The following is a 10,558-nucleotide window of genomic DNA, read 5'->3' as shown; positions in this document are numbered from 1 at the left end:
CACCGCCTCCTACGACAAAACCGCCAAGGTCTGGGACACCAGTGGCAAGCAACTAGCCACCCTCAAAGGGCATACACAATTTGTCTACAAAGCCAATTTTAGCCCGGATGGCAAGACTATCGTCACCGCCTCATACGACAAAACCGCCAAGGTCTGGGACACCAGTGGCAAGCAACTAGCCACCCTCACAGGGCATACACAATTTGTCTACAACGCCAATTTTAGCCCGGATGGCAAGACTATCGTCACCGCCTCAGAGCCACCCTCAAAGGGCATACAGAACGTGTCAACAACGCCAATTTTAGCGCGGATGGCAAGACTATCGTCACCGCCTCCGACGACAATACCGCCAAGGTCTGGGACACCAGTGGCAAGCAACTAGCCACCCTCACAGGGCATACAGAACCTGTCTACAAAGCCAATTTTAGCCCGGATGGTAAGACGATTATTACTGCCTCACAAGACGGAACCGCGAAGGTGTGGCGATGGAAAGAGTTAGGGGAATTGTTAAAAACTGGTTGCGAGTGGTTGAATGATTATTTAATAATTAACCCTACTGAACTGCAAAAATTAGAAGTCTGTCAAACACCAGCAAAATTAAAAGACGCAGCAACGTTTTTGGTAAAAGCTGGGGAAGCAGAAGCAAAAGCTGGTAATATAGAAAAGGCTATTGCTATTTTTAAGACGGCTTTCAAGTGGAATCCGCAATTAACTAAATTTGACCCTCAGCAAAAAGCCGAAGCAGAAAGGTTGGTTATTGATGCAAACCGCTTTGTTGAAGAGAAAAAGATAAAAGAAGCTATTGCTGCTTACAACCAAGCCCAAAAACTTGACCCTAAAGTGGTAAGTGATGCTAATGCTTGGGATGTTCTTTGCTGGCAAGGTAGCCTATATGGTTCCGCCAAAGAGGTTATGTTTGCCTGTGAAAAAGCCGTTAACCTTGCTCCAAACGATGGTAATGTCCGCTCTAGGCGAGGATTAGCCAGAGCGCTAACGGGAGATTACAAAGGCGCCATAACTGACTTTGAAGCATATATAGCTCAAACTGATGATACAAAAAGTAAAGCACAAGTGCAAGAAGGCGTAAAAGCCCTACGAGCTGGCAACAATCCCTTTACTGAGTCTGAGTTAAATAAATTGCGTGGGAAATAACGCAATTATACTCATTTGCAACGAATACAACTTTGCAACGGATACAACTTTGCAACGGATAAATGGTTAGTTATAAATAAAATCTACTTGTTTAAAATTAACCATCCGTTACATCCGTTCATCATCCGTTGCCAATCTTCCCAACCAACTAAAATATAACTCAATCAAAACTAAAACTTCTCCACACCGAACTCAAATAGCAGCAGTGTTTAATGGAATCATCGAGTTAAACGAAACAATACCATGTTGCATCAACTAAACAAACTCCCAGCTTTACTTCTTTCCTCAGCTTTACTCACTACTTTAACACCTATTACCCCTGCTAATTCTCAAGTACCCACAAGCGCGCGACAGTTGCAAATAAATTCTACTCAATCACAGAAACTGTCGGCAAGCAACTTACTAGCCGAAAATACTTAATCATCAGTGGTTCGAGTTGTGATAGGGTGTAGCGTTAAAGCATACTTACCCAAAAATGGTAAAGTATATAGCTTGAAAGAAATGATTGGTCATGGTTCAGGCTTTTTTGTCAACTCCAATGGCTACATCGTCACTAATGCTCATGTTACAAATTTAACCCCTGAAGAATGCCAACAATACTTACTCCAAGAATTAGCTGTTAAGTTAAAAGATGATGGTGAGGATTTCGATACTGTCAAGCAGCAGTTAAAATGGATTGAAGCTAAACCTATTTATCAAGTAAAATTACCAAATGGAGAATCGCTTCCTTTCCAAGTTCTAAAATCAGGCGCCGTTTTTGATCAAGGAAAGGATGTTTCAATAATCAAGGTTGATGTCCGTAATGCACCAGTACTCAAATTAGCAGATTCATCGAAAGTGCAGGTTCTAGATAAAGTTATAGCAGTTGGATATCCGGGATTAATTGAACGGTCAAATATATTTGACAAAAAATCGCTTTTAGAAGCAACTTTTACTAGTGGTGAAATATCTGCTCTCAAAACCCTTAAAGATAATATACCAGTTATCCAGGTTAGCGCGCCTGCTGCACCAGGTAACTCAGGTGGACCTGTACTTAACGAGGTGAAGTTATTGGCATAGTTACTTTTGGTCCAAGTGAAAGCAATAATTATGTTTTCGTGTTTACCAGTAATACAATACAAGAATTTCTGACATCTTTAGGTGTTACAAACGAACAAGGATTAATTAATCAGAAGTATAACGAAGGACTGCAATTGTATAATCAAGGGGAATACGCGCGCGCGTTGCAGGTATTTCAATTAGTCAAGCGTCTATTTCCTTACCATTCTGAAGTTGATAAATTTATTCAGCAAAGTACACAAATTATTGCTTCGCTTCAATAATACCAGAATTTAACAAAACCTTTATGTTGGGTTCCGCAAAGCCTGCAACGCCACTTGCTTTATGCCGGGAAACCCGTCCAACGCAGTGGCTCCCCAACCTACAAAAATTATGGAGTATTATACTGGAGTTAAGTATGACTAATAATTTAGTTAAATTAAGTTGGAAAGAACAAGACGCATCAAAGCTACAAGAACCAACTTTGAGTTTGCCTATTGCCCTAGGTCGTAATTTTGAGCAGATGCCCGCTATAATTAACAAACAAGCTGTGTCTCGAATGGTACTTAAAGGCGCCAATATTTCTCGCTACCATGCGTTAATCAACTTAGAACAAAATGATGTAGTCATCACTAATCAAAGCAGTACAAATAGCATTTTTGTCAATGGTGAAAGTAAAAAAAGAAGTGTTTTGGTTGATGGAGATATTTTATATCTTGGTGATTATCAAATTACTGTCACCCTTAAACCTGCTATACCTTTACCCTATCCTAGTAATTATCCTACCTTATATCCAGTGGCGCCTCATTCTACCAATTCGCGTCATACTGCGAGTCTCACAGAATTTATGCCTTTATTATCAAAAAAGGAAGATTTGCATAAACATGGTTTGCTTGTACCTGGTATAATCACAGTAATATCGGTAGTAGCAATGATAGCTACTACACATATACATAGAACTTTCCTCTATATTTTGGCAGCATATCTAGCTCTAGCAAGCCACTATATAATTCATAAATTGTGCCATAAACACAAGCCTTGGTGGTTACTAACTAGTTTAGCTTTGGCTATAGGTTTACCAATTTTAGGAGGATTTCATTTACCAGTGCCTCATACCGGAAATAAGGATGTTGATTTAATCTTCCAAGCTTTTTTAGAAAATGGTTTTTTTGAAGAACTTTTCAAAGTGTTGCCAGTACTATTAATTTACTTTTTTGGCAGATTACTTCCATTGCCTAAACGTGAAATTGTTGGTATACGGGAACCAATGGATGGTATACTTTTAACAACCGCGTCTGCTGCTGGATTTGTATTAGCCGAAACATTGCAACTTGTACATGAAAAAATTGGAGTAGGCGATTCTTTTACTGGACTGGCTATTTTAATTACCCAAATATTAGGTGATATTTTTGGACAAGTTGCGTATAGTGCTTACTTTGGTTATTTTATCGGCTTAAGTGTAGTTAGACCTAAAAACCGCTGGCAACTTTTAGGTATTGGCTATTTAACTTCATCTGCCATGCATGTTTTTAGCAATGTAGCTACTATTTTTCAAAAGGCGCCGCAATATAATTTACTTGGCAGTATCTGTTTAGCTATAATTGGTTCTTTAGCTTATGTGTTTTTTATCGCAGCAATTTTCAAAGCTCGTCAAATGAAGCCAGGAACGAATTAATACGGGAAATGAGCAGTTTTAACTATAGCATTCAAGTGCGTATAGCATATAAATTGAAAGTTTTAAGAGTATCAGGTATTAAATTATTCTTTTCAATTGTAATATTAAATGCCTGATTTTTAAGAAGTGATTGAATATTATCTATTTTACAGTCAATATCATGTACTTCAGCAACTATTTGTTTAATTTTACTCCAATCATTTTGAACAATGCCTTGCAAAACTTTATATTCTTCTCCTTCGACATCTATTTTTAACAAATCTATAGTATCAATTTTTAATTCATTAATTACAGAAGATAAAGTCCTAAGTGTACCAGTAACTTCCTGATTTTGAAAAAGGTATTCCACCATGTCATTGTTTAAAAGTTGTTTCATTACCTCCTTTTGTTCTAATTTATCTAGAGGTTTTGTTGTTGAGTTACCAGCCATATTGGGATAAAATGTAAAAGATTGTGCTGAAATATTTGATGAACTTAAACCATAACCAAGTAAACATGTGTTGGGAATAGAATGTAGGTCAACATTTGCTTTTAATACTTGAAATATTAAATTAATAGGTTCAAATGCAAATATTTTCACTGATTTTTGTAACTTGCTCAAAAATAAGGTAAATAATCCAATATTTGCTCCAACATCAAAAATACAGTCTCCTTCATTGATGGAAATGCCATGCCTAAGATATTGTTGCTCGGTAAATATTTCCGAAAATATATATTCGGTTTCCTCTTTTCCAAGATAGTAGCATTCTAAGTTATTTGGCAAAGTCATTTTATTCATGTTCATGTTAAATCTCCAACATACTCAAGAAATTACAGGTTTGCCTGTAGCTACTGCCTGTTCAATAATATCAACGGCTCGACTAACTCCCCCAGCATGGCGAATGCAAGATTGTAATTTAAGTGCATTCTGCTTATAAGAATTTTCCATCAATACTTTTTGAATTGCAGTTCGCAATTTGGAAACTGTAACACTTTTTATAGGTAAGGCTTCTCCGCATCCTGCCCAAGCCACGCGCGCTGCCACCCCTGGCTGGTCGTTAACACTGGGAATTACCACCATTGGCACTCCATTACTAAGGCATTCTAAAGTACTATTCAACCCCCCGTGAGTTATGCCTACAGCGGCTTTTTGCAGTAATTCCAACTGAGGAGCATATTCTACAACTAAAGGTGAACCAGCAAGTTTTGCTAGAGATTCGGGTTTTGCAGAACCACCCAAAGAAATTATTAATTGAGCATCTAATCCTACATAAGCTTCGGCAATCTGTTGAAAAAGAGTAAGGGGATTTAGAATAGTTCCCATCGAAGCGTAAATTAACGGTTGTCCAGTTAACTTTTCATAAGGAAAACCAGGAACTTCTCGACCAATTACACTATGATAAGGTCCCGTAAAATGGAACCACTGGGGTAATTTTTCCCTAGGAAATTCTAAGAGAGCAGGCTGTTGACTAATTTGAGCTAACTGGGAATAAGAATCATTTGGGTTAGAGTACCTAGGTAATTTCCATTCCTGACGATACTCGTCAATTGCTTTTGTAATTGGTTTGACGATGCGGTTTAATGCCTGATAACCAACTCGATTACGCAGGCGCCCCCACCAAGTTGGATTATAGTTCCAGTTTGTAAAATGAGGTGGGACACTCTCATCACGATTTAGTACTACAGCACTGCAAATGGTAATAAAGGGAATGCCCAGAAAATCTGCAACAGTTCCTCCCTCTCGTGAAACCTGATCCACCAATAATGCTTCCACACCTGCTGCTTTTATCACCTTTGGGGCTTCTCGTAATAAACCAGCCGCATTATTTGCAAGAAGATGAACAGTATATTGCAATGCCTCACGACCAGTGAGTTTACCTAACTTAGCTAATGCTTCCGCTCCTGATCCCAAAGGAGACTCAGATTCTTCAATTGCTTTAAATTCCAATCCAGTTGCTAGTGTTTGAGATTCTACATCCAGCTTTCCTATTAAGGTGACTCGATGACCGCGCTGTTGAAGCTCTTTTCCCAATGGAAGCATTGTGTTGAGATGACCTGTTGATGCGGGACAAATAAGACCAAAGTGAGTCATAAGCGTTTTAAGCTATTAAAATTCCACTAGTTTTAATAAGTTATCGTTCGACCAGTTAGCCCAATTAAAGATGAGTGCTATCTCGTGACCATGCAGACAGATCACGTACTTACACAATAACTAAAAATGCAACTGCATTGATCTTTCTCACAATAAACTATACTAAAGTTAAGTTTTTGGCTTTCGACTAAAACTTGCACTCGAAATTCCATTACTATGCCCTACGAGTTGGGTTAATTGCTTGTCTCTTATATTCCACAACCTTGCAGTATTGTCAAAGGAGGCGGTAACTATGTTTTGACTATCTTGACTAAAACTTGCACTCAAAATTCCATTACTATGCCCTTTGAGGACGGTTAGTTGCTTGCCAGAAATATCCCACACGCGCGCGGTTCCGTCATTGGATGCGGTGACTATGTATTGACCATCTGGACTAAAACTGGCACTGTTAACTTGATCGATATGCCCTGTGAGGACAGCTTGTTGCTCGCCAGAAATATCCCACACCCGTGCGGTATTGTCTTCGGATGCAGTGACTATATATTGCCCGTCTTAACTAAAACTAGCACTTAAAACGGCCCCATTATGCCCTTTAAGTACCGCTAATTGTTTGCCAGAGATATCCCAAACCCGTGCGGTGTTGTCATTGGATGCGGTGACCATACGTTTCCCGTCGTGGCTAAAATTAGCACTAAAAACAGCATTATCATGCTTGAGTACGGCTAATTGTTTGCCTCTTATGTCCCACACTCGTGCGGTTTCATCCCTTGAGGCAGTAACTATATGTTGCCCGTCTGGACTAAAACTAGCACTTAAAACGGCACTTTTATGCTCATTGAATTCGACTAATTGATTGCCTTTAATGTCCCAAACCCGCGCGGTATTGTCTTTGGATGCAGTGACTATACGTTGCCCGTCTGGACTAAAACTAGCGTTTAAAACGGCGCCAGTATGACCATTGAGTACGGCTAATTGCTTGCCTCTTATGTCCCACACTCGCGCGGTGTTGTCAAAGGATGCGGTAACTATGTGTTGCCCGTCTAAGCTAAAATTAGCGCTTCTAACTGCATTAGTATGTCCTTGAAGTTGATTCTGCTCGTTAATATTATCCAAAATTATCTTTAAAGCTGATTGAGGGTTATTATCTGGATATTCTTTTAGTGAGCGCCCGCTCTTGATAACTTCTTGCAACTCTTGCCCAGCGTGCATAGCTAATACTAATGGTTCTATTTCTTGAGATTCAAATAGTTGTGTCGCATCTACCCCTTCTTGTTCTAATCTTATAGCTTGTTGAGTTTCTGTAATTGTTTTAAAAGCCCATGTTCCCGCTAATACGACTACTATAAGTGAGAATGTTAAAATCATAGAGCCAATACGAATCCTTCTCTTGGCTTTCTGATTTGCAGCCTTTAAAATTTTATTAGCTTTATCAGTCGCATCTAACTTTTTTCTTTCTGCCTTTAAATTAATTTCTAATTCCAGGTTTTCTAGTTCCCTAACTCTTTGTATTTCTCGCTTTTCCAATCCTTGGCTTGACTGAAAAAATTGATAATCGCTTGAGCCTAAGTTTTTATTTTCTGCCCACATTAAAGCATCACCTCATCACTTGCACCCGCAAGCTGGACTTCCCGGTTTTGCGCGCGTTAAACACATAACAAAAGTGACCTGCTTTAAGTAAAACTAAAAAGCTCAAATTATCTATCGGAGAAATCTAATGCTTGTGCTACAGCTAACAAAACTCTAGAAAAACAAGCCAAATCACTAAATATGACATATGACTGCATCGCTAGTTCAAAATAAAAAGGCGCCAGTGGTCGTTACGAGGAACTCAAAAAAACTGCGTTTGAGTATGCTTGGATGCTCTCACAAGTTAGATTTTAATTACTTCCCAACCTACCAATATTCCCGCGCCGAGTAGTATTGCTAGTGGTCTATCTTATTCATTTTGTCAGATTGGCGCCGCTGCGGAACTTTACAAAAAGCAAGGAAAACCCTCAGAAGCCAAAGATGCACTTGATTTAATTAAACAAATTAGTTAAAAGTTGACGGTCTCTTGCTTTCATTCCCCGAACGGCAATTTTTGCCGTTCGGGATTGTACTTTATACTGGCACCTCAAACCAGCGAGGAAAGCAAGCATAGCAGATGTGATAAAAATAAATGTATAAATTAGTGCAATTTTGTTTGCGTATGATTCTTGACAATAACCTCTAAATACTCAATTCTGATTCTGTTTTCGACCAGAACTTCTTTGGTTACTGGCTAAACTGGCACGGAATTTTTCAATCGCGCGTAGATGAGCTTTGGGGTCATTACGGTTATGTAACCAATCTTGGATAAGCTCTAAGTTATAACGAATACATCGACAGTTTATTTCTACCCAGTGGATACCTTCTACCCATGTGCCGTTGCGACGATATTTCTTAAGGGTGGTAAAGCTGAGATTGAGTTTTTCTCTTGCTTGTTTTTTATCGACTAACTGAAACATTGTTGAACTCTCCGCTCTTTTTGAGGTGATTGGCGCCATAAATTGGGCATTCTTATAGTCAGGCACCGTTCAATAACAAGAACACTAATCCTAAATTAATCTCAACTTAGCTATTTATCAATCATCAATTATTAAGTTTTTGCGCTCATGATAAATATCTAAATTAAGCTCAAAAGCTTGCATAGTAATATTTTTAGCCATTTATTTATAACTGACGACCAATCTAGCTGCCCAAAAGACTAGACCACTTTTTAGTTTTTGTACGTCTCCAGTCTAGGTACGATTTTCACAACATAGCTCAAAATAAACAATAAGACTTTTAAATGAAGCCAGAACCTTTGAAATCATTCGCACCCAAGCGAAGTGATGGCAAAACTGACCTCTGCTTTAAAAGTCGAGTCTGTAACTACTACCCAGTACCCGACCATGACTATCACCGACCCTCAAGACTTGTGGTACATATCTGATGTAGTCAATCAAGTTTTGGATGAAAAGCACGAACTGACTGATATTAAAGGTGTGCAAGCAGCTTTAAAGGAAGTTAGTCTCGCGCGCGGTCGGGAGATACAGATAAATTTAGTTTTTGAGGAGGACGAACTAAAAGGATTCAATTTTGCGTTCAAACAAGACCCTAACAATGCAACTCCCACTATTTGTTTTAAACCAACTCAGTTAGAAATGGAGGTGTCTGAGGGTAACATTACACCCTATAAACAACGAATCAGTACAATTGATGTAGCGCGAGTAGAACCAAGGGGGCATCTTACTACTTATTCTTCATCACACGGGGAAATTATTGTTTCTCCACCATTACAAGTAGATAATCTACACGTTATTCAGCCAGAAAATACAGACGTGTTGGTAGGAGCTTGTAACCAATTTAACAAGATAAATCCGGGTTTAGTCAGGGTTGCACATCAACTGGCATCGCGTAACGAGATAGATGGACTGTTACTAACAGGTGTAACTCTCAAAGCGGGAGTTACACTTGCTTCAAGTTTACAGTCAGAGAATAATCCAGATATACATACTGCTGGATTAGGGATAGTTAAGCGCTTTCAACAAGTATTACCGCAAGAATTTATAGATTTAAAGGCAGGTGAAATCCCCAAAGCTTTTTCTTGGAACGACTCAAAATCAGGTAAACAATATTGCTTCAAGTTCTCTGGGTGCTGTTTAGACAATCATAACGAAGCTGTACAACCTGTTAAATTACAAGGATTTGAAACAAAACCTGGCGACAATTTAATGCGTCCTGTGTTTGCAGCAACTCTAATTGATAGTAAATACAATCAATGGAGTATTGAACAGTGCGATTTTACTCCAAGTCAGGTACGTGATTTAAGCATTGCGGTGAAACCCACACTCTCAAATCTTTCTCCGGTAATTGCCAATACCGGAGGAGATTCTTTCTTAGATATAGAATATTAAGTTTGAGTAAATTACATGTCTCTCCAAATGTTTGTTTCTTATGCATGAAAACTACTGCAATCATCAGGAAGTTGCGAAACAACGTTATTTCCAAAACCTCCAAAACAGTATTGCAATTGCGCTACTGTCTTCATTAAACTGGACACAAACTGATACAGGCGCCTTCATTGCTTTATTATCAGGGCTAATTTATCTAGCAGTCAAAGAACCGCTGTTAGTCACAGTAATTTTATCGCTAGCGTTATTCTTTTACTGTATTAATAGAGTCATTAGCTACATCCCTTACTTAAATTATCATGTCAAAAGGAAAATTCATTTTTGGCATATTGTCGTAGTAATAATTGGATTAACCGCAACACTGACAGTGTTTGAAATGCCAGCACAGGCAATTTTCCTAAGCGGGTTAGAACAATTTCTTACAGATATTGCACAACAAAGTTCTACGGGGGGTACAAGTGCAATAGACCCACAAGCAATTACTTTGGTTTTCAATGCGATTCGGGGTGTATTTTTACTATTAGTTGGTATAGCAGCATTATTCGCTTACAACCAAGCACAACAAGGGAACGACTGGCGCCCAATTGCAACTCAAGCGGGTTTAGCAATTGGAATTATTCTCACAATCGATGTAATTACATTTCTGTTTGTGGGTAATGGAACTGGCGCCGGAGGTGGTGGTGGAACTGCTCCAGGAGGGTAAAAATA

The 10,558-nt window shown here is 38.9% G+C and carries 12 protein-coding genes and 3 pseudogenes; 9 read left to right on the top strand and 6 right to left on the bottom strand.

The genetic code is table 11. The features are described from left to right. From DSM106972_RS55890 to DSM106972_RS25460, 7 genes and pseudogenes are all read left to right on the top strand, one after another. Positions 1-226, top strand: a pseudogene (locus tag DSM106972_RS55890) (WD40 repeat domain-containing protein); the annotation flags it as partial. A gap of 77 nt (positions 227-303) precedes the next feature. Then, a pseudogene (locus DSM106972_RS55885) lies at positions 304-429 on the top strand (WD40 repeat domain-containing protein); the annotation flags it as partial. Positions 430-477: 48 nt separating this feature from the next. Then, entirely contained in the window at positions 478-1,152 is a 675-nt protein-coding gene (locus DSM106972_RS52680) for a tetratricopeptide repeat protein (RefSeq protein WP_233787911.1), read from the top strand. A 243-nt stretch (positions 1,153-1,395) separates the two neighbouring features. Beyond that, positions 1,396-1,572: a hypothetical protein gene (locus tag DSM106972_RS53860; RefSeq protein ID WP_233787452.1), complete on the top strand. Its 177-nt coding sequence runs from the start codon at positions 1,396-1,398 to the stop codon at positions 1,570-1,572. Between the two features lie 6 nt (positions 1,573-1,578). After that, positions 1,579-2,211 carry a S1C family serine protease gene (locus DSM106972_RS53855; RefSeq protein WP_233787453.1) on the top strand — a complete coding sequence of 211 codons (633 nt, stop codon included), beginning with the start codon at positions 1,579-1,581 and terminating at the stop codon, positions 2,209-2,211. 38 nt (positions 2,212-2,249) lie between these two features. After that, on the top strand, positions 2,250-2,474 hold the full coding sequence (locus DSM106972_RS53850; RefSeq protein ID WP_233787454.1) for a hypothetical protein: 225 nt from the start codon (positions 2,250-2,252) through the stop codon (positions 2,472-2,474). 134 nt (positions 2,475-2,608) lie between these two features. After that, the gene (locus tag DSM106972_RS25460) at positions 2,609-3,865 is read left to right on the top strand and encodes a PrsW family glutamic-type intramembrane protease (RefSeq protein WP_158632879.1); all 1,257 of its coding nucleotides are present in this window, start codon (positions 2,609-2,611) and stop codon (positions 3,863-3,865) included. Between the two features lie 31 nt (positions 3,866-3,896). Here DSM106972_RS25460 and DSM106972_RS25455 read toward each other — a convergent pair whose 3' ends face one another. The 6 genes and pseudogenes from DSM106972_RS25455 to DSM106972_RS25435 form a co-directional block, all read right to left on the bottom strand. Further along, entirely contained in the window at positions 3,897-4,649 is a 753-nt protein-coding gene (locus tag DSM106972_RS25455; protein WP_127083317.1) for an FkbM family methyltransferase, read from the bottom strand. A gap of 18 nt (positions 4,650-4,667) precedes the next feature. Continuing rightward, on the bottom strand, positions 4,668-5,936 hold the full coding sequence (locus DSM106972_RS25450) for a glycosyltransferase (RefSeq protein WP_127083316.1): 1,269 nt from the start codon (positions 5,934-5,936) through the stop codon (positions 4,668-4,670). Positions 5,937-6,104: 168 nt separating this feature from the next. Then, complete coding sequence (locus DSM106972_RS55880; protein WP_127083315.1) at positions 6,105-6,443, bottom strand: WD40 repeat domain-containing protein; 339 nt, start codon at positions 6,441-6,443, stop codon at positions 6,105-6,107. Continuing rightward, positions 6,435-6,488: pseudogene (locus tag DSM106972_RS55875) on the bottom strand (hypothetical protein); the annotation flags it as partial. The gene DSM106972_RS55880 and the pseudogene DSM106972_RS55875, both read right to left, overlap by 9 nt. Continuing rightward, entirely contained in the window at positions 6,489-7,523 is a 1,035-nt protein-coding gene (locus tag DSM106972_RS25440) for a WD40 repeat domain-containing protein (RefSeq protein WP_127083314.1), read from the bottom strand. It abuts the pseudogene before it with no gap. Positions 7,524-8,152: 629 nt separating this feature from the next. Then, a complete protein-coding gene (locus DSM106972_RS25435) occupies positions 8,153-8,422 on the bottom strand; it encodes a hypothetical protein (RefSeq protein WP_127083313.1) in 270 nt (89 codons plus the stop codon). 366 nt (positions 8,423-8,788) lie between these two features. On the opposite strand from DSM106972_RS25435, the gene DSM106972_RS25430 reads away from it, so the two are divergent. Then, positions 8,789-9,853 carry a hypothetical protein gene (locus DSM106972_RS25430; RefSeq protein WP_127083312.1) on the top strand — a complete coding sequence of 355 codons (1,065 nt, stop codon included), beginning with the start codon at positions 8,789-8,791 and terminating at the stop codon, positions 9,851-9,853. Positions 9,854-9,893: 40 nt separating this feature from the next. Then, positions 9,894-10,553 carry a hypothetical protein gene (locus DSM106972_RS25425; RefSeq protein WP_127083311.1) on the top strand — a complete coding sequence of 220 codons (660 nt, stop codon included), beginning with the start codon at positions 9,894-9,896 and terminating at the stop codon, positions 10,551-10,553. Positions 10,554-10,558 lie beyond the last annotated feature (5 nt).

It is taken from the genome of Dulcicalothrix desertica PCC 7102, assembly GCF_003991905.1.
GTDB classification, from domain to species: domain Bacteria; phylum Cyanobacteriota; class Cyanobacteriia; order Cyanobacteriales; family Nostocaceae; genus Dulcicalothrix; species Dulcicalothrix desertica.
The sequence above is the reverse complement of the archived record's forward strand: the minus strand, read 5'-3'. Positions and strand labels throughout refer to the sequence as shown.